General features: G+C 55.2%; 18 protein-coding genes. 7 read left to right on the forward strand and 11 right to left on the reverse strand.

Annotated features, from left to right (window positions below):
- The first annotated feature begins 293 nt into the window (after window positions 1-293).
- Genes Y71_RS13455 through Y71_RS13465 form a run of 3 tightly spaced genes read left to right on the forward strand, consistent with a single transcriptional unit; the run spans window position 294 to window position 3,112 of the window.
- Window positions 294-1,118 (forward strand): hypothetical protein, encoded by an 825-nt coding sequence (locus Y71_RS13455; protein WP_035943660.1) that lies wholly within the window; start codon window positions 294-296, stop codon window positions 1,116-1,118.
- 3 nt (window positions 1,119-1,121) lie between these two features.
- The gene (locus Y71_RS13460) at window positions 1,122-2,282 is read left to right on the forward strand and encodes an MFS transporter (RefSeq protein WP_007375075.1); all 1,161 of its coding nucleotides are present in this window, start codon (window positions 1,122-1,124) and stop codon (window positions 2,280-2,282) included.
- A gap of 32 nt (window positions 2,283-2,314) precedes the next feature.
- A complete protein-coding gene (locus tag Y71_RS13465; RefSeq protein WP_007375074.1) occupies window positions 2,315-3,112 on the forward strand; it encodes a hypothetical protein in 798 nt (265 codons plus the stop codon).
- 5 nt (window positions 3,113-3,117) lie between these two features.
- Here the strand turns inward: Y71_RS13465 and Y71_RS13470 are convergent, their stop codons facing one another.
- The 9 genes from Y71_RS13470 to Y71_RS13510 all read right to left on the reverse strand — a co-directional run bounded on the left by Y71_RS13470 (window position 3,118) and on the right by Y71_RS13510 (window position 14,074).
- A complete protein-coding gene (locus tag Y71_RS13470) occupies window positions 3,118-4,203 on the reverse strand; it encodes a mannuronate-specific alginate lyase (RefSeq protein WP_007375073.1) in 1,086 nt (361 codons plus the stop codon).
- A 49-nt stretch (window positions 4,204-4,252) separates the two neighbouring features.
- Window positions 4,253-5,791: a methyl-accepting chemotaxis protein gene (locus tag Y71_RS13475; RefSeq protein ID WP_007375072.1), complete on the reverse strand. Its 1,539-nt coding sequence runs from the start codon at window positions 5,789-5,791 to the stop codon at window positions 4,253-4,255.
- A gap of 486 nt (window positions 5,792-6,277) precedes the next feature.
- The gene (locus Y71_RS13480; protein ID WP_007375069.1) at window positions 6,278-7,036 is read right to left on the reverse strand and encodes an amino acid ABC transporter ATP-binding protein; all 759 of its coding nucleotides are present in this window, start codon (window positions 7,034-7,036) and stop codon (window positions 6,278-6,280) included.
- The gene (locus tag Y71_RS13485; protein ID WP_007375068.1) at window positions 7,036-8,103 is read right to left on the reverse strand and encodes an amino acid ABC transporter permease; all 1,068 of its coding nucleotides are present in this window, start codon (window positions 8,101-8,103) and stop codon (window positions 7,036-7,038) included. The genes Y71_RS13480 and Y71_RS13485 overlap by 1 nt, the downstream gene beginning before the upstream one ends.
- Before the next feature lie 9 nt (window positions 8,104-8,112).
- Window positions 8,113-9,333, reverse strand: a complete 1,221-nt coding sequence (locus Y71_RS13490) for an amino acid ABC transporter permease (protein WP_007375067.1) — start codon at window positions 9,331-9,333, stop codon at window positions 8,113-8,115.
- A 58-nt stretch (window positions 9,334-9,391) separates the two neighbouring features.
- Complete coding sequence (locus tag Y71_RS13495) at window positions 9,392-10,438, reverse strand: amino acid ABC transporter substrate-binding protein (RefSeq protein WP_007375066.1); 1,047 nt, start codon at window positions 10,436-10,438, stop codon at window positions 9,392-9,394.
- Between the two features lie 156 nt (window positions 10,439-10,594).
- Window positions 10,595-11,350: a sulfite exporter TauE/SafE family protein gene (locus Y71_RS13500; RefSeq protein ID WP_007375065.1), complete on the reverse strand. Its 756-nt coding sequence runs from the start codon at window positions 11,348-11,350 to the stop codon at window positions 10,595-10,597.
- Between the two features lie 11 nt (window positions 11,351-11,361).
- Window positions 11,362-12,684 carry an MmgE/PrpD family protein gene (locus tag Y71_RS13505; RefSeq protein ID WP_007375064.1) on the reverse strand — a complete coding sequence of 441 codons (1,323 nt, stop codon included), beginning with the start codon at window positions 12,682-12,684 and terminating at the stop codon, window positions 11,362-11,364.
- A gap of 25 nt (window positions 12,685-12,709) precedes the next feature.
- Window positions 12,710-14,074: an MmgE/PrpD family protein gene (locus Y71_RS13510; protein WP_007375063.1), complete on the reverse strand. Its 1,365-nt coding sequence runs from the start codon at window positions 14,072-14,074 to the stop codon at window positions 12,710-12,712.
- Window positions 14,075-14,328: 254 nt separating this feature from the next.
- On the opposite strand from Y71_RS13510, the gene Y71_RS13515 reads away from it, so the two are divergent.
- The 3 genes from Y71_RS13515 to Y71_RS13525 all read left to right on the forward strand — a co-directional run bounded on the left by Y71_RS13515 (window position 14,329) and on the right by Y71_RS13525 (window position 17,965).
- Window positions 14,329-14,976, forward strand: coding sequence for a GntR family transcriptional regulator (locus Y71_RS13515; protein ID WP_007375062.1), 648 nt, complete (start codon window positions 14,329-14,331; stop codon window positions 14,974-14,976).
- 104 nt (window positions 14,977-15,080) lie between these two features.
- Complete coding sequence (locus Y71_RS13520; RefSeq protein WP_007375061.1) at window positions 15,081-16,322, forward strand: diguanylate phosphodiesterase; 1,242 nt, start codon at window positions 15,081-15,083, stop codon at window positions 16,320-16,322.
- Between the two features lie 71 nt (window positions 16,323-16,393).
- A complete protein-coding gene (locus tag Y71_RS13525; RefSeq protein ID WP_035943463.1) occupies window positions 16,394-17,965 on the forward strand; it encodes a GGDEF domain-containing protein in 1,572 nt (523 codons plus the stop codon).
- A 165-nt stretch (window positions 17,966-18,130) separates the two neighbouring features.
- Here Y71_RS13525 and Y71_RS13530 read toward each other — a convergent pair whose 3' ends face one another.
- Window positions 18,131-19,024 carry a LysR substrate-binding domain-containing protein gene (locus tag Y71_RS13530; protein ID WP_007375059.1) on the reverse strand — a complete coding sequence of 298 codons (894 nt, stop codon included), beginning with the start codon at window positions 19,022-19,024 and terminating at the stop codon, window positions 18,131-18,133.
- Between the two features lie 101 nt (window positions 19,025-19,125).
- Here Y71_RS13530 and Y71_RS13535 point away from each other — a divergent pair, with 101 nt between their 5' ends.
- Complete coding sequence (locus Y71_RS13535) at window positions 19,126-19,455, forward strand: YciI family protein (RefSeq protein ID WP_007375058.1); 330 nt, start codon at window positions 19,126-19,128, stop codon at window positions 19,453-19,455.
- 2 nt (window positions 19,456-19,457) lie between these two features.
- Here Y71_RS13535 and Y71_RS13540 read toward each other — a convergent pair whose 3' ends face one another.
- Window positions 19,458-19,880 (reverse strand): GNAT family N-acetyltransferase, encoded by a 423-nt coding sequence (locus Y71_RS13540; RefSeq protein ID WP_007375057.1) that lies wholly within the window; start codon window positions 19,878-19,880, stop codon window positions 19,458-19,460.
- Between the last annotated feature and the right edge of the window lie 11 nt (window positions 19,881-19,891).

Raw genomic sequence — 19,891 nt, forward strand, 5'->3', positions numbered from 1 at the left:
GGCAACTGCCCATCGACAGCTGCCACGGCTTTTCTCCGCTTCAGCGTGAAGTGAATGCCTTCAAAATGGCGCTGTCGACCTTACGTCCGGTATGCAATTACGAATTCAGAAAACGCTTTGACGGGCGTAGCTTTTTCAGTAACCCGTTTATCTGCCGCGCGCTGAAGACGTTAGCCCCAAAAACCCTGTTCACCGTGCACGATGATGTCGTCACGCTCACGCCAAACGGTGTGACGCTGGTTGAAGCGCTCATCAACACCCAATTCTCTTCCGGCGACATCAGGAAATCACCAGTGACAAGCACGGACGTATCGACACCAGTTTTTAGCCTCTATTACATTGCGATCGATACCGAAGCTGGCGTTACCAATGCGCAGTTTGAGGCGTTTGTTCGCGAAAAAGGGTGCAAGATCCCCTGTTATCCGGGGTGGCGCTGGACCTTGCTGCGCGGTTTACGCGGTGAGCGTACCGGGCAATTTATGATGCTGTACGAAATTGAAAGCGCGGAATGTCGCGATCGCTATCAGCGCGCAGACGGTAATCTCACGCCGCAGGCGCGCCAATTCTGGCGCGATCGTCCGCAGGCGCAAGAGATCCTGCGTGAATGGCAGCGTCTGGGAACATTTAGCGCGCTACCGACGATCTACACCGATTATCGTCTGCTGGCAGAAAATAAAAAAAGCACCGTCACCGACGGCCCGCGCTATCGGGAGCGTCCCGGTGAAGAGCCGGAGGCACGGGTCATTGGCATCCACAATCTGGCGCTGCGTCCGGATGTTGAAGCCCAGGCCTTCGAGACCTTCATCGCCGAGAATCACCACCGCATAGAGGACTACCCGGACTGGAAGTTTCGTTTGCTGAAAGGTGAACGCGGTAACCGGCTCGATCAATATGTGGTGATGATGGAGATTGCCAGCCTGGCGGCGCTGGATCAGTTCTACCCGCAACCCGATATCGCCACCGATGAAGCGGCCATTTTTGCCAGGGCGCACCGGGATACCAAGCAGATGTACGAAGAGTGGAAACAACTCGCTTCGTTTTCCGGCTCGCCGCAGATCTACACCGATTACCTGGCGGTTGCTGAAAGTCAGCCCGCCGAAGATAACAGGGGAATCTGAGCCATGACGCGTCATTTCTCTGGAGCTTTTCCGACGGATAATCGGCGTCAACAACGCTCGACGCGAGCAATTTTCCTGGTTGCCGGTTTGGGCGTGTCGGCCTGGGCGCCGCTGATTCCGTTGGTCAAGCGCGGGCTTCAGCTTGACGATGGCGCGCTCGGTTTGCTGCTGATTTGTGTGGCCGCAGGATCGATGCTGGCGATGCCATTTAGCGGCCGCCTGATTCACCGCGTTGGCTGCCGGGTGTTGATCCTGTCCTGCGCGTTGCTGCTGTGCGTCTGCCTGTCGCTGCTGCTGTCTGTCACTTCCTCCGCCGTAATGGGCGGGGTTTTACTGCTTTTCGGTGCAGCAAATGGCCTGCTGGATGTATCAATGAACAGCCAGGCCGTTGTGGTTGAGCGCGAAGCCGGGCAGGCGCGAATGGCCGGATTTCACAGCTTTTTTAGTTTCGGCTGCATTGCCGGTGCCGGAAGTATCAGCCTGCTGCTGTGGGCAAATGTGCCGCCACGCTATGCCAGCGTTCTGGTGGCGTTCGCGATGGCGATTATCGTCTTCACGGTATCGGGTCATCTGCTGGCAAAACGCCCGCAGCAGAGGGGCGCGGCAGGCGGCACTTGCCAGGCGCTGGCGCAACCGGGTCTGCGGCTTATCGCCATCGTCTGCTTTTTTATCTTTATGATCGAAGGCGCGATGCTCGACTGGTCTGCGGTTTTTCTCCACAGCGAACGGCGGCTGGCAACGCACCATGCTGGGTTTGGTTTCACGCTTTATTCCATCGCCGTTGCGCTGGCGAGGCTGTTCGGCGATCGCCTGATTAGTCGCTATGGCCATCTGAGAATGCTGATTGCCAGCGCGATAAGCGCCGCCGCAGGGCTGCTGCTGGTAGTCTCGGTTGATAGCGCAGCCGTTTCCCTTGCTGGGTTTGCGCTGGTGGGTGCGGGCCTGGCGAATATCGTGCCCGTTCTCTTCTCGATCGCGGGTAATCAGCCAGTGCCATCGCACTTTGCGCTGCCCGCAGTAACACTGTTTGGCTATGTCGGGCTGTTAAGCGGCCCGGCGTTAATTGGTTTCTTTGCGCAGCATACCAGCCTGGTCACCGTGTTTAGCGCCGGGGTTGCGATCCTGCTCGCGGTAGGCCTGCTGGCGCACGCCATCACACGGTAATTAATTGATAACACTGAAAGAAAGGAGTCTTTATGAACACTGCATCTCAGGCTATTTTTAGCCTGCATTACATCGGCCTGAATTTAAAGAAAGGGGTTACTGAGGCTGATTTTGAAGAGTTTGTCCGCCAGCGCGGCGTGCAGATCCCCGCGTATCCGGGATGGCGCTGGACGCTACTGAAAGGGTTGCGCGGAGAGCGAGAAAACCAGTATCTGATGCTGTACGCAGCCCCAAATTCGCAGTTCTATGCCCGTTATATTGCAGAGAGTGGCGAACAAACGGCAGAGGCGCAAAATTTCTGGCAACAGCATCCACAGGCGCTGGCGTTGATTGCTGAGTGGAAAACCTACGCCACTTTCGCGGAACTACCGACCCTTTTCACCACCTATTCGTTACTCGCCGAGAACAGCAACAGTTCACTGGCGGAAGGGGCAAATTATCAGGTTGTCGCCGGGCAACAACCGCGCTCGCGCGTGGTGGGCATTCATAATCTGGCCTTACGTGCTGGCGTAAAACCGCACACGTTTGAACAATTTATTATCGATAACATTCACCGCGTTGAAGATTATCCCGGCTGGAAGTTTCATCTGCTGAAAGGTCAGGGCGGCAACCGCCAGGAGCAATATGCGGTGATGCTGGAAATCGAAAGCCTCGACTCGCTGAATTCATTTCATCCGGAGCTTGATGTTTCCACGGAAAAAGCGCTGACCTTTGTAAAAGCGCACCAGGATACAGAACGCATGTATGACGAATGGCGCACGATGGCCTCCTTCTCCGGCGCGCCGCAACTCTATACGGATTACCTGGCGATTGCCGGAAATGGGCAATAATTGATTCACCCGGATCTGGCGGCACCGGCCAGACGGCTCAGGTCGCCGCCCAGACGCGTATTTTGCCACGGACGCAAACTGGCCAGGCGCTGTTTCAGCGCACTGTCACAGACGTACAGCGAGCACCAGGCTTCCAGCCAGGCCAGATTCGTCGGATGTTGCAAAAACGCCATATCCTGCGTTGCGCCAGTACGTTGCATAAATGCGCTGGCATCATCCAGACCGCCAATAACCCGCACGCCGAGGCGTTTTAATGCGCCGTGATTTTCTGCCAGCGCATCAACGCCGTTCGCCCGCGCAAACAGAGCGATCATCACCAGCGGTTGCAGCGCGTAATTATGATAGGAAAGGGCGCGCTGGCGGCGGCGCAACTCATTGGGTAAAAAGCCCTCGTCATCCACCTGTTGCATGGCGGTGTGATAGATATCCAGCGCGGCAGCGAACAGATCCTGTCGTTGCGTTACCACGGCAGTGGTGATGATCGCCCAGGCCGCCCAGTAACTATGGTTGTTTACCTTATCCAGCGGCAAATCATGCCACTCCTTCACGGCCAAATCCCCCAGGCTCCCCAGCCAGCGTTGAATATTTTTCTGCTGTGCCGGGTAAGCGTTAAGCGGACGCTGTGGCGCGTATTCCAGTTGCAACCAGGCGGAGGAGAAGGTGGCCAGCGCCCATTTGCGCATTGACCTGCCGGTATGATTATTGGCGCGTTCCGTTAACGCGCCCGCGCGGGCCCATTGATCCAGCGCGGCCACCGCGCAGGTAACATGTTGCGTATTACCGCTGTGCGCCCAGGCGGTGACCTGACGGCTGATATAGCGCTCCATATCGGTGATGAGCTGCGTCTGCTGGCGAAACGCCGCATCGGCCTGCGGATTGAGCGTGGCGCGGGCGCTGTCGGAACCTGCATATTTACTGGGAAAATCGAGCACGCCGGTAAACGGAGTGGGGACATCCGGGCACTTTACCGCTTTATCGCCTGAAGCCTTTTGTTCCGGCGGCTGCATAAATCCGGCGGGAGGATGCAGAGAAGCGGCGGCACAGGTGGCCGCCGTCAGGATAAAAATCAGTACCGCTCTGAGTAACATCATACTTCGCCTTTTGCGCAAAAATGCCCGCAGCGACTATAGCATGTGTTGATCAGCTACCGCCGAACACATGTACCGCGCGATGCAGGCGGGCAGCACGTTCCGAAAGATCTTCCGCTGCGCTGGTCACCTGTTCCACCATCGACGTGTTGTTGTGGGTCATTGTCCCGATACGGGAAACAGACTGGTTAATCAGCTCCAGCGCCTGCGTCTGTTCGTTGGTCGCGGTGCTAATCTCTTTGATCATCGTGGACATGTTAATCACGCTGTCAATCATCGCTGTCAGATGCGTTTCCGTATTGGCAACCATCTCAACACCGCTTTTCACGTTCGCCACGTTATGTTCGATCAGCGTCTGGATCTCGCGCGCGGCAGAGGCCGAGTGTTGCGCCAGATTACGGACTTCTGCGGCAACCACGGCAAAGCCACGACCGGACTCCCCGGCGCGCGCCGCTTCCACCGCCGCATTCAGCGCCAGGATATTGGTCTGAAAGGCGATACTGTCGATGACGCTAATGATATCGACGATTTTGCTGTTGTCCGCAGAAACAGACTGCATCATGCCGATAGTTTTTTTCATCACATTACCGCTTTCCATCGCGCTGGCGCTGGCTTCATCCGCTCTGCCCATCGCTTCGGCAGCGGTTTCCGCGGTCTGGCGCACAGCGCTGGCGATCTCTTCTACCGCGGCGGCGGTCTGATGCAGTTCGCCGGAGGTTTCTTCCGTGCGGCGCTGCAGGGATTCGCCTTCACTGGAAATGCGCCCGCTAATCACACGGATGCCGTTGATTTGCGTTGATACATCGCCCACCAGTGAACTGAGATTTAACCCGGCCTGGTTAACCAGACGCATCAATAAGCCAATTTCATCCACACGATTAAAGCGCACATAATCGCTCTGGCGTCCGGAAACCACTTTCTGCATTTGTTCCAGCACAATTTTCAGCGGACGAGATATTTGGCTGTGCAAAAAAACTGACAACAAACCTAATATAATAATTGCACTTCCGGCTTTTTCTGCGGCATCGAAAGGAACAAATTGCAGCGCAACAAGCAGGGCAGCAGTAATAATTGTGCCAACATTTATGCGTTTTGAAACACTGATTCGCTGGAAGATCGAGAAAAAAGAAAATAAACCCCGGCGAACAAGCAGACCTTTATAAAAACGATGTCCGCGGAGCTTGTTTTCATTCGCCTGCTGATAAAGCTCAGCGCTGGCGTCAATTTCTTCACGGGTTGGGATATTTCGCACCGAGATATAACCCGTAAGCTGCCCTTGCTGATATACCGGGGTGACGTTGGCGCGAACCCAGTAGTGATCACCATTGAGACGGCGGTTTTTAACAATCCCGGTCCAGCTGTCTCCCTGCTGAATGGTGAACCACATATCGCTAAATGCCGCAGGCGGCATATCAGGGTGACGAATTATATTATGCGCCTCACCCATAAGTTTATCTTCGCTATATCCGCTGGCATCAATAAAAGCGGAGTTAGCATAAGTAATATGACTGTGTGTGTTAGTCGTCGACAACAGTGTCGTGCCATCGTTAAGCAAAAACTCTTTCTGTGTAACAGGAGTGTTACGCTTCATGAATATTCCCCACAATATACCGCGATCAAAAAGTATTGCTGACGCGGTAATGGCTTTTTTTATAATTTACCGGCCAGTCGATTTGTTGTTATTACCGATGCATTTTCCACAAACCTGAGGCTGACGGAAAGTAGCTGTGATAAATATTTTTTAAGTCAGGCTTACAGTTCTGTTGATAAATATTGTTATGATTTTGCGAAAGAAAAATGATGAAATGAAAATTCACCAGCCATAAGTAAATCCTTAAGCTAAATTACCAGCCAGCCATGCATAAAAGCCTAAAAATTAAGCGACGAAAAATAGAAACATTAACATAGCAGGCTAATGTGTTTACATTTTTGCGCAGCCAAATATCAGTAAAACAGCAGCATCGATTAAATATTGCCTCAACAACAGTCAAAAAAACATTATATTTTGCAGGGGTATTGGACAGGCGAGAATATGGGAATGGGGATACTGCGCGGCGTAAGTATCGCCGCGCAATAATTAATGGCTAAGGATTTGGTCGAGAAACTGGCGGGTACGTGGATGCGCAGGCTGGGTAAAAAAGGTTTCTGGCGGAGCGGATTCGACAATGCGCCCGTCGGCCATCAGCACCACGTTATCCGCAACGGTACGGGCAAACCCCATCTCATGGGTCACCACAATCATCGTCATGCCGCTCTCAGCGAGATCGAGCATCACATCCAGCACTTCTTTGATCATCTCTGGATCGAGCGCCGAAGTGGGTTCATCAAACAGCATAATCTCCGGTTGCATGCAGAGCGCGCGGGCGATAGCCACGCGCTGTTGCTGGCCGCCGGAGAGTTGCAGCGGGAACTTATGCGCCTGATTGGCAATCTGCACTTTTTCCAGATAATGCATCGCCAGTTCCGTTGCCTGCGCGCGGCTCATCTTGCGCACCAGCGTCGGCCCGATAATCAGGTTATCCAGCACGCTTAAGTGCGGAAACAGATTAAACTGCTGAAACAGCATGCCAATGCTCAGACGGATACGGCTGATATTGCGTACGTTGTCGTTCATTTCGATGCCGTTCACCAGAATCTGGCCTTTCTGATGCTCTTCCAGCCGGTTGATGCAGCGGATCAGCGTTGATTTACCGGAGCCGGAAGGGCCGCAGATCACCACGCGTTCCCCTTTTTTCACGCTGAGCGACACCTCATCCAGCACCTGAAATTTCCCGTACCATTTACTGACACCGGTTAATTGAATAATCGCGTCTTGCGCGGGCGAAGTGGCTTGCATCAGGAAACTCCTTCAGGATTACGGCTGGCATCAATGCGTTTTTCTACCCACACGGCATAACGGGAAAGCAAAAAGCCAAACACTAAATAGAGACTGGCAATGAACACATAGGTTTCGATGTAGTAGCGACGCCACTGCGGATCCTGCATCGCAGCGGTAGTGGCAGTCAGCACATCGAACAACCCAATGATGATGACAAACGACGAGTTTTTCATTGCCGCAATAATATGGTTGGTCACCGCTGGCAGGCAGATACGCAGCGCCTGCGGCAGCACGATTTTCGTGGTGGTGTGCCAGTACCCCAGATTCAGCACGGCAGCGGCTTCATACTGACCGCGCGGCACTGCCTGTAAACCGCCACGGATCACTTCCGCCTGGTAACAGGCAAAGAACAGTGCGATACCAATAATCACACGCAGCAGTTTATTAACCTCCATTCCCGCCGGTAAAAACAGCGGGAACACATTCACCGCGACAAACAGAATGGTGATCAGCGGCACACCGCGCAGACCTTCAATAAAAATGACCGACAGGCCGCGCAGAAACGGCAGTGGCGAACGGCGTCCGAGCGCGAGGATTACCGAAACCGGCATACCAATGATCACCGTACCGGAAAAGAGCAGCAGGGTGAGCGGCAAGCCACCCCAGTCAGAAGAAGGCACCGCTTTCAGCCCAAAGAGACCGCCGCTCATCAACACCGACATCAGCGCAATCGACACCAGCCACAGCGGCCACAATAAGCGCGAGTGCCAGCACATCGGCGAGAGCGATAAACCAATGGTGATAAACCACACCAGCATCGCCAGCGCTGCACGCCACTGCTCATCATAGGGATAGAGACCAAACAGGATCGGGCGATACTTTTCGCCAATCACTGCCCAGCAGGCACCGGTGGCGGCCCGACACTGTTCTGCCGTGCCATGAAAACCAACGGCGTCGATAATGCCCCAGCGGATCAGCGTTGAAGCGACCAGCCCTATTACGGTTAACAGCAGCAAGGTCAGTACCGTCTGCGCAACGCTGCTGAACAGATTACGGCGCAGCCAGAAAACCACGGTATTTTGCATAACGGTTCCTTAGCGCTCTTTAATGGCGACGTAGCGGTTAAACAGGTTCATCAGCAGTGAGGTCGTTCCGCTGATGATGAGATAGACCACCATCATAATGGCGATCGCCTCCAGCGCCTGGCCGGTCTGGCTCATCATGGTGTTGCTGATATTCGCCAGTTCCGGATAGCCGATAACCACGGCAATCGAGCTGTTCTTCGCCAGGCTGACATACTTGCTCGCCAGCGGCGGCACCATCACCCGCATCGCCTGCGGGATCACCACATGACGCATCACGTGCCACGGCGAAAACGACAGGGCGCGCGCCGCTTCCAGTTGGCCTTTCGGTACAGACTGAATGCCTGCGCGAACGATCTCGGCGATATAGGAAGATGAGTAGAGTGCAATGCCAAGCAGCAGGGCAGTAAACTCCGGGGTGATATTAAACCCGCCGCGGAAATTGAAACCGCGCAGCGCCGGGCGATTCAGTTCATGCGGTGCGCCGCACAACCACCAAGCCAGTAATGGCAGGCCGATAATCAGCGCCAGCCGAATGCGCCCGGTGGGCAGCATTTTGCCGTGGCGCTCACGCCAGCGGCGCGCCACCAGCGAAAGCAGCAAACTGAGCGCACAGGCCACCAGCAGTGCAACAAAAGCCCACAGCCAGCCACTGTGAGCGGCCGGCACGGTAAAGGTTAATCCACGATTGGTTAAAAAACCGCCCGGCAGCGCAATCGCGTCACGCGGTGCGGGCAGGTTGCGGATCACCATCGACCAGAAAATCACATGCAAAATCACCGGCACGTTACGCAACATTTCAACGTAGGTGACCGAGATTTTCACCAGCAGCCAGTTTTTCGAGACGCGGCCAATGCCGACGATAAACCCCAGCACGGTTGCCAGCACAATGCCGCACAGCGTCACATACAGGGTATTAAGCAGGCCGACGGCAAGTGCGCGGGCGTAACTGTCCTGCGGCGTGTAGTTAATCAGTGTTTCGCCAATGGCGAACTGCGCGCTCTGATGCAAAAAACCAAAACCGGTCGCAATGCGCTGCGCATGCAGGTTCGCCACCACATTGCTGTAGAGCCAGTAGCTAAAACCCGTTAACAGCAGCGCCAGCAGCAGCTGATAGCACCAGCTACGTACGGTTTTGCCGCCGAAAAAGGTGAAAAGGCGAAACGCGGCGGCCGGTTGCGTGGTGGCAGACGCCATCACCGTAGCACCGGAGTTGTCAGACTGTTTCATCATTAAACGTTGTTCTTAGCGGGGTGAAAGGGGCTGCCCCCGGATGAGGACAGCCTTGCGGTTAGCGGATCGGCAGACCGTAAAGCAAGCCGCCTTTGTTCCACTGATTATTTAAATCACGAGCCAGCGGTTCGGGGCTGTTGGGGCCAAAATGACGGTTGTAGATATCACCATAGTTGCCCACCTGTTTGACGATGTTGTACACCCATTTGTCATCGAGGCCGAGTTTCTGACCAAAACCGCCGGTCACGCCCAGCAGTGCCTGGACATCCGGATCGGTGGACTTCAGTTTTTCGTCAACGTTGCCCTGGTTGACGTCCATCTCTTCGGCATCAAAGGTGGCGTAAACCACCCATTTCACAATGTCGTACCACTGGCTGTCGCCTTTACGCACCGCCATCGCCAGCGGCTCTTTTGAGTACATCCCCGGCAGGATCACGTGATCCTGCGGCTTGTCAGTATCAAATGCCAGAATACCCGGCAGCGCCACTTTATCGCGGGCAATCACGTCACAGCGCCCGGAAAGATAGGCCGCCACATACTCTTTATTGTTCTCGATAACCACCGGGGTGTAGTGCAAATTGCGCGAACCGAAAATCTGCGCCACGTTACGCTCGGTGCTGCTCGGCGTGACACAAACGGTTGCGCCGTCGAGATCTTCAATTTTCTTCACGCCGCTATTGGCGCGCACCATAAAACCGGTACCGGTATAAAAGTTAGGTGGCGCGAAGCTGATGCCCAGCGCAACGTCATTGGTTAATGTCGCCGTCGTATTACGCGACAGCACGTCCACTTCGCCGGATTGCAGCGCCATAAAGCGTTGCGCCGTCGACAGCGGGGTGAAACGTACTTTTGACGGATCGCCAAATACCGCCGATGCCAGCGCGCGGCAGAAATCAACATCCAGGCCTTCCCACTGACCTTTGCTGTTGATGGCGGCAAAACCGTGGCGGGCAGGGTGAACACCGCAAACCAGTTCACCACGGGCTTTGATTTTCTTCAGGGTATCGCCATTTGTAACAGGGGCATTTTCCGCCTGAGCAGGCATCAACAAACTGCCCAGCGCCAGCAACAGAACTGACGCAGCAAGATGGGTTCTTTTCAGCATGGGCTATCCTTTTTAAAAGTGGCTATCCGATTAATTAACTGTATTTATTACTAGTTTTACTCGCGTGTCCGTTTGTATACCTATGTTCGCCATCCATAGCGCATTTAGCAAAGAACGAATTTAGTAAAGCATATTCACACGCGACCGAAGGCATTATTACCAGCGCTGTACACCTTGCCACAGCAACTGCGCACTCAGCAGGATCATGGTCAGGCGGAACAAAATGCGGAACAGCCGCTCCGGCACATTATCCAGTACCCGCGTTCCCAGCCAGGTACCAAGCGCGCCGCTGATAATCATCGCCGTCAGCACGGGTAACCAGTTGGCCCAGGCAAATCCCATCACCCCGAATGCCAGAATTTTCAGCCCGTGTTGCAATACCATACAGGTTGCATGGGTGGCGATCAGCGGCTGGCGTTTCAACCCTTGCGAGCTGATAAGCCCGGCCACCATTGGCCCGGTTGCGCCAACGATCATCGTGCCCAGACTACTGATCCCACCGCCGATGATGAAAAACGGACGGCTGAGCGGTTTTTGTTCGCCACGTTTGCGCAACACCGACCAGAGAATAAACAGCCCCAGCGCAATGCGCGCAACGCTGTCCGGGATCACCGCGGCCACCGGCGCGCCAACGGCAATGCCGACGGCGCAACCAAGCAGAAACCACAGCACCAGCGGCCACACGACATGCAGGCGCTGGATCAGGGTCCGGCTCAGGTTTGAACCGAGTTGCACTAAACCATGCACCGGCATCAGGCTGCTGACCGGCATGCCCAGCCCCATGATCGCCAGCAGGGCCGTACCGCCACCCAATCCCATTGCCGCTGTCAGCGCCGAGGTGAGGAAACTGCAAAATACCATCACTGCCGCAAACATCGGTGTGATCTCGGGTGGAATTAACGTCAGGCCCATTTTGCGTCCCGTTAGCGGAAATCATCGTGCAGCAGGCGTTGATAGAGCGCCTGCGCGGCTTCTTTCGACAACACGCGGCTGGCGCAGTCAAGAAACTTCTGTTCAATCAAATTATCCGGGAGCGGAATAGCCGGACTGGAACCCCGCGCTCCGGCGACACGCCGTATAAACTCACGCCCGTCGGTGGTGGTAAGCGTCACAAACGCGCTATGGGTGATCTCTTCATCATGACGCTCCAGCGTCACTTTGCGCATTAACGTTTGCGTGGCCGGATCGGCGAACAGCGCATCATCAATAAAATCATCCAGCGTCAGCGAACCGGTAACAAACGCCCGCGCCACGCAGTAGTGCAGGCTGAACTTTCCGGCCAGCGGATTGACCGGCTCAGGAATATTGATATGCGGAAAACGAATCGGGTGAACCTGCACGGCGATCCGCTCAACCTCGTGCGGTTGCAGGCCGGTCTCTTCGCGTAATGCCAGCACACCATCAAGCGGTGATAAAATAGCGTAGCAGCAGGGGAAGTATTTGTAATTATTGCTTTTCACGGTATCGAGAATAAAGGGCGTTTCATTCCAGCTTTCGGTCAGCGGTAGCGAATCCACATTCTCCACCCCGTTGTAAACATGGAAGTAACCCTGGTGTTGTTCAAATGCGCGCTGCCCGGCGGTAAAACCGCTTTGTGCCAGTTTGCAGGCCATGACTGCGCTGCGTGCCGCCTGACCTACCGCCAGCGCTTTGGTTTCACTGCCAAAATTGGATTTGATGCCACTGGCCAGCGACGCGGTAATCGACAGCGCGGTAGCAGTCTGCTCTTCATTCAGCGCGAGGATCACCGCACAGGCGGCAACGCCTGCAAATACCCCGACCGTGGTCGTCGGGTGCCAGCCGTGACGATACTGAAAAGGGCTGACTGCCTTGCCCATGCGTACCGCCGTTTCATAGCCCGTAATATAGGCGCGCAGCACCGCATCGCCATTCAGATCCCGTTCATCCGCCAGCGCCAGCAGCGCAGGCAAAACCGCCACGGAAATATGGCCGTGCAGCCATGAATTAGAATCATCAAAATCGAGCAGATGAGAAGAGACACCGTTCAGCAGCGCGGCATCCAGCGCGTTCAGTTTCAGGTCGGTGCCGAATACGCGGCTATTGCCGCTGGCGGCACCCGGAACAATAACGCTGCGCAATTTTACAGCGCCTTCCTGAACGCCACCGGCCAGCGTCACGCCGAGCGTGTCAATAATCGCGGTGCGTGCCTGGGCATACGCCGCCTGCGGGAAAGCCTGCCGGGAGAACGCCAGCAAATTACCGGCAAGTTGTCGGGCAATGGTCATGATAATGTCCTGTACCAAAAATGAATCAGTTATCGCCGGCCAGCAGTCCGGTGATCAGCGCCAGAGAACCCGGGCGCTCAAAATGTGCGGCAGCGTCATACAGGGCGGCGCTACGTGCTGTGCCGAGGACGGGGATAGTCAGAGCGTCAAACTTGGCGTGTAGCTCTTCATCGCTCAGTGGGTTTTGCGCATGTCCGCGATAAACATCAGTATGTGCGTGGATAACCGAACCGTCATCCAGCCAGACATCAATAAATGCCGAGCTGGCGGATTGCCCGTCTACCGCCTCAATCTCCAGCAGCGGCAGCAGGGCGCGCGGGCGGGGATCGTCAACCGTGGTCTGGGTGAAATCGGTGTCGGTCAGCGCATAACCACTCAGGGCAAGTGTGATGCAGTGTGGAATACTAAATTTACTTTCCAGCGGCGTGCGGGGATTCATGATCCCGGCATTCACCATCCCCATCGGGTGGACTTTCGCAGTGATACGGGTGATTTTCCGCCCCTGTAATTGCGGATAAATTTTGCGCGCCGTTTCGATGGAGGCATGCGTGCCGCGACAACTGGCGTACAGCTTGTAGCCATTGGTCAGCAGTTCCCAGCTTTCGCCGAAGTCGAGGGGAGGGATCTCGGCGCTGCCGTCCTGGATAAAGATTTTTACCCAGCCATCCGCTTCATAAAAATGGTGTGCAGCGACAAAATCTTCAGCCGCCAGTTGCGCTGCGAGAATGCCATCCATTGCCGCTTTACCGGCGTGGAAAGGTTTGCCGTGCGTACCAGACGATTTCTGCAAACCGCCCATCATGGTGGCTGCCGCGCCGAGCGCATTGCATACCTGCTCTGGTGAAAGCTGCAAAATTACCGCAGCAACGGCCGCGGCACCGGCGCGTCCGACCACGGAAGTGGGATGAAAACCACGGCGCTGCAGATTACGCCCGACACCAGGCACCCAACCGCCGCCAAGTTTCGCCATCACTTCAAAGCCTGTAATAAATGCCAGCAGCACCTGCTCTTCATCCAGCGGATATGCCTGCGCCATCGCCAGCGCAGTAGACCAGCAAGGGCCGCCCGGATGACCTGCGCCAGCAGGGTGGGTATCGTCGTAATCGGCGGCATGCGCCATGGTGGCGTTAATCATTGCGGCAAGCGCGGGAGTGGTTGTACCGGAAAGGAAAATGCGCGATTCGCCGGAAGCATTCCATGTTTTCGCCACCTTGCGAACTGCATTAACCGCATCATCATTAACGGCGCCGAGCGCGACGCCAAGAAAATCGATCAGTGCGCGTTTAGCTTCATGTCGCACGGCTGGCGGCACGGTGAGTTGGTTCGCATGGCTAATAAAATGGCTTAACTGTTTTCCGCGGGTTAGTTCAACATCTGCATTATTTGTCATTGTGAAACAAGATTTCCCTAGTATTGGCTTACAAATAAAAATGTCAGAAATTCGTTTTGTCTTTTATTGAATTCATTTGTATACAATGAATATAAATTAAACATAGCAGCCATCAGATAAACGTCAAAAGATAATTTCTGGATAAGCTCAGAACAAAAAAAGCAAAAGCGTTACCTTTCCTGTGGCAAGATGCTACGGCAGGGTGCACAGCCTTAATTAAGGCCAATAAAGAACAGTTAAACGGAGCTAAAAACGTGAAATCGACGGGTCGCGACGCGGGCTTGACGCCTTTTGAAATATTGCTTTCCGCCATTGAGGCAGGGGAACTGCAACCCGGAGAACGTTTGCAGGAAACGCGGCTGGCGGAGCAGTTTGGCCTGAGCCGTACTCCCATCCGTGAAGCGCTGCACCGGCTGGAAACGCTGGGTCTTGCCGAACCCGGTCCGCAACGCGGGCTGATCATTGCGCATATCAGCTATGAACGTCTTCGCCAGTTGTTTGATGTGCGCGAAGGGCTGGAACGTCTGGCAATGGATCTGGCGGTTGCCGCCGCGTCGGAGGAAGAGATTGCGCTGTTGCAGGAGATGATCAACAAAGAAGCGACGCTTACCGACAGCAAAGCGCTGCACGATCATAACCGAATGTTCCACCGCCAGATTTACCGCGCCACGCACAATCCCTATCTGAACGAAATGCTGGATAATTTGCGCATCCATCTGTCGCTGTTGCGCGGCACCACCTACGAGCTAAAAGAGCGGGCCGAAGAGGCAAAGCGCGAGCATCAGGCGATTGTTGATGCGCTGGCGCGCCGGGACCGCCTTGCCGCACAGGAAGCGGCTTGTCAACACATTCGTAACGGTTATCGTGCCCGACTCACCATTTTAAGCCAGCGAGAACGCTAACAGAATGCCCCTTAATCAACGAACTGAATGCTTTCAATCTTGCTAAGATCGCGCGATTGCATCATCTAATCGTTTTTTTCCAGGCATTCTGAGGGTAGCTTCTCGTGTTAGCGACTTTGATTTACCGTAGCCGCCTGAATCACACATTAGATCCCTCTCAACTGACTGCAATTGTCGAGCGAGCAAATCTGCGCAATTCACAGTTGCAGGTCACGGGGATTTTACTGTTCGATGGCGATCATTTCTTACAGGTTCTTGAAGGGCCGCTGACCGCAGTGAATGTGGTCTATGAGCGCATAAACCGTGATACCCGCCATAGCAATGTGGTTGAATTATTGCGTGATTATGCGCCGCGCCGCCGGTTCGTCGATCGCGGCATGATGCTGTTTGATCTCTGCTCGATGACAGCGCCCGCCGTTCTGCGCGCAATTCTGCGTTTTGGCACGCTGAAGTATCAATTGGCGAGCAATGATCGGGTTTACAAATTTATCCGCAATTTTATCGCCTCGCCGAAGAGCAATGGCGGGATACGCAATACCGAGCCGGAACAATGGTCTTTCACCATTAAAAGCCCACCGTTCGCCAACGTCAGCGCGCCGATTACTGAAGGCCAGCCGTGTCAGTTCGCCTTCCAGCCGATCATTGAACCGCTACGCGGCAATATCTCTTCGCTGGAAGCGCTGATCCGCGGTCCGAACGGCGGCAGCCCGCAGGAGTATTTCGCCACCATTGCGCCCAACAAGCTGCATGAAGCGGATCTCGCCTCCAAAGGCTGGGCGCTGGCAATGGCCAGCCGCCTGGGAATTGGCAACCACAAAGTGGCCATTAATTTGTTACCGATGTCGCTGGTGAAAATTCCCGGCGCGGTGGACATTCTGCTCAACCACATCACCCGCAATCATCTCAATCCAGGGCAAATCATCGTTGAAGTGACGGAAGATGAGGTGATTTCCGGCTACGAAGAGTTCACCTGGGCCATTCGCCAGCTTCGCGCCGCCGGAATCGGCCTGGCGATCGATGATTTTGGTTCCGGTTTTGCCGGGCTGTCGCTGCTGGCCAAATTCCAGCCCGACAAACTCAAAATCGACCGCACCATTGTCACCGACATTCATCTGCACGGCCCGAAGCAGGCGATTGTGAAAGCCATTCTCGATTGCTGCGCCGAACTGCAAATCACCGTGGTGGCTGAAGGCGTCGAAAAAATCGAAGAGTGGTGCTGGCTGGAAGCGGTAGGCGTTCAGCGCTTCCAGGGATTCCTGTTTGCCCGCCCGGTACTCAATGGCGTTTCCCCCATCAACTGGCCTCAACGCATTTCTCCATCGCTGACGAGCCGCAAAAAAGTCTGAGTTATTTGGTTTATAAATCATCGTGCTTCTATGATTAATTACAGATCGGGAGACGTGATGAAGGGGAGACGATGAATTTCAGGAAACGGGTCGCACGTGGGCTGGCGCTCAACTCTTCCCTGGGACGTAGTATTACATTCTGTATGGTTGCGCTGCTGGTGGCGGGTATCGCAACCAGCGCATGGACACTGACCCGCTCATGGCAAAAGGAAGTGGCGGATGCCGAACGCGAAGCCATTAACTTATCGGTTTCGCAGGCGCGCCAGGCTGAAGACACGTTTCTGCAGGCAGAAACGGCCCTGCGGGATATCCGGCGTAATCTGCCCGCCACGGGCCTCAGCGACATCAATAACCATCAGTTCAATAACTATCTGTCAGAACTCCAGCAACATATTCCACAACTGCATGGACTCATGGTCTACGATCCGCAGGGCAATATGATCGCCACGTCGTTTGGCAAAATTCCGGCACAGTCCAACAACAGTGACCGCGAATACTTTATCTATCATCGGCGTAACGGCCACGGCAGTATTCATATCGGGCATGTGATCCGCAGCCGTTCGACCGGCGATCTGGTGATCCCGGTTTCTTTACGCATCAGTGACAGCGCTGGCGGCTTTATCGGCGTACTGTTGGCAACGGTGAAACTCGACTATTTCCGTCATTTTTATAGCTATTTTGAGCTGCAAAACCGCGATCTTCTGGCGCTGTTAAATACCGACGGCAATACCCTGTATGTGCGCCCGTTTGCGGATGATGTGATTAACCGTAACCTCTCTGCCAGCCCGCTGTTTACGCAGGAACTGGAGAAAAAAGATCGCGGCAACGGCACCTGGGTTTCCGCGCTGGACCATGTTGAGCGCATTTACGGATTTGCGCGGCTGGAGCGCTATCCACTGGTGGTGGCCGCAGGCTATGACAAACCGGCGCTGTGGGCGAACTGGGTGAAAGAGAGCCTGCCGGATCTGGTGCTGAATATTATGCTGCTGCTGGGTACGCTGCTGATGGGAGCGATTATTTTCCGCCAGGTACGCATGAACGTTCGCAACCAGAACGAACTTGCCGAACTGCGTGATGAACTGACCAGCATCAACCACACGCTGCAACTGATGGCGCTGGCAGACGGGCTGACCGGCCTGGCCAACCGTCGGCAGTTTGATCTCTTTTTAGCAAAAAGCCTGAAAGCCTCTGCGCTGAAGCAAAAACCGGTATCACTTATCATGATCGATATCGATTATTTCAAGCACTATAACGACTATTACGGCCATGTTGCTGGCGATAACTGCCTGCGGGCGGTGGGTGAAATTCTGCATAAACTGCAGTTGAACACGCGCGATCTGATTGCCCGCTACGGCGGTGAAGAATTCGCCATTATTCTGCCGGATACCGGCCCGGAAGCGGCGCTTTTCGTCGCACGCCAGGCGGTTAACATCGTACGCGGTGCCCAAATACCGCATGAGCAAACCGGCGGCACGCACGGCACGCTGACCATCAGCGCCGGGTGTTACAGCATCACCGCCGAACTGAACACCGACGAAGCGCAGCGGCTGAAAGAGGGCGCGGATAAGGCGCTCTATCAGGCGAAAGTGCAGGGGCGTAACCGTGCGGTAGCGGCCAACGAAGCGATGCTACAAAAGGCATAAACGGATGCCAGACGAAACCATCGTATAATCAGGGCCGATTAAATCAGAAAGTGTTACCCATGTGACCGGTTCATATACCACCGCAGCCCCGTAATCACTGCTACTACTGCGAATAATTGCGCGCCGCTGGTTTTCCTCACTCCGGAGGGCGTTTTCCCGAGCGGCTCAGGGAAAGCGGGCGCACAGCTCATCAATTAGCACCCGTAAACGGGTTTCGCCTGCGCGGCGCGGGTCATACAGCAGATGCATGGCTTTTTGCGGAAACGCATACTCCGGCAGTAAACGGACAAGTTCACCGCGGCGCAGCGGTTCAGATAATGCCAGCTCGTAGCCGAGCAGCACGCCGCCGCCGCACAGCGCGGCCTCCAGCATCGCGCCCCAGTCATTGATCGTTAACGAACCGCTGACCTGAACGCCCCCCCGATCATCACCATGAGTAAAAGGCCAGTGGAAGGCGTTGTCGTGCAGCCAGGGCGTAAAACCCAGGCAGTTGTGTTGTTGTAGTTCGTCGGGATGTTGCGGCGTGCCCTGTTTTTCCAGATAGCGCGGCGAGGCGCAGGCAATCAGGCGGTAGGGTGAAAGCGGTTTGGCCACCAGCCGCAGGGAAGGCGCCAGTTCTCCAATGCGGATCACGGCATCAATGCCATGTTCCAACGGATCGATCAGCGCATCCGTCAGCGTCAGCTCCACGCGGAGTTGCGTGTAACGTTGCAGAAACGCCGTCAGAAACGAGGCCAGCGCGTAGCGGCCAAAAGTGACGGGAGCGTTCAGCCTGAGCGTGCCGGAGGGGAGCAGCGCCGTCCCGCGCGCGGCCCGCTCGGCCTCGTCCAGCGCATCCAGTATGGCTACGCAGCGGTAGAAATAGTCCTGCCCGGTAGGGGTTATGCTCTGTTTACGCGTCGTGCGGTTTAACAGCCGCGTCGCCAGGTGTTGCTCCAGCGCCGCAATGTGGCGCGCCACCATTTGCGGAGAGAGGGTTAACGCCTGTGCCGCCGCGGCAAAGGATCCTTTTTTCACCACGCTAACAAAAACGCGCATTCCGGTGATTTTATCCAGCATTCACTACTCCTGGTTGTTTCTGAAGCCATTACCAGCCCATTTTAAATACCATGAGGGATGACTACACTCGATTTTCACTGAGCAGAGAGGAGCATCATTGAATGAATGTTTATACCGTCACTATGTCACACCCGGACGGCAGCGGGTGGGATACGCATGTCCGTGAGCATGTGCTGTACCTGAAAGGGCTTATCAACGCGGGGAAAATCATCGCCTCCGGGCCGATAAAAGGCGCGGCGTTGCGCAGCGGTTTTATCCTGTTTCGCGCCCGCGACATCAGCGAAGTGAAAGCGATGGTGGAAGCCGATCCCTTTTCCCGCGAGGGGCTAATTGCGTCGCTGGAGATCGCGCAGTGGGATCCGCTGTTTGGCCAGCTTTCGGCATACTCCAGCGGAACCGCACCTGAGAATTTGCAAGATCTGGCGGGTTGACATCAGGCCAGTAAATCTTTGGTCAGGTAATGACGCTGCATCCCTTTATGCGGGAAATCCGCCAGCGTCATCTGCTCCTCAAACCCCAGTTTTTGGTAGAAGGGCAACGCCTGAAAGCTGAAGGTATCGACCAGCGCGTGGCGACAGCCGAGCGCCAGCGCTTCCTGCATGGCCCGCAGCAACAGATCGCGCCCCAGCCCGTTGCCGCGCTGCGATTCATGCACCCAGAGATAATGAATATTGAGCCATTCCCCTTCCTGGCGGGCAATCACGCCCCCCTGCATGACACCGCTGTCGTCGCGGAAATAGACTGCCAGATGCGACCACTCGCTGAGATTAACAAACTGCTGGTTGTAACGCCGTAGCCCGGCAAACAGCTCGCTCTGGTCCTGCTCAGTCACTTCGTGCTTAACGATAAGATTCATCCGTTTCTTCC

The sequence above is a fragment of the Kosakonia radicincitans DSM 16656 genome (genome assembly GCF_000280495.2).
Taxonomy (GTDB): Bacteria; Pseudomonadota; Gammaproteobacteria; order Enterobacterales; family Enterobacteriaceae; genus Kosakonia; species Kosakonia radicincitans.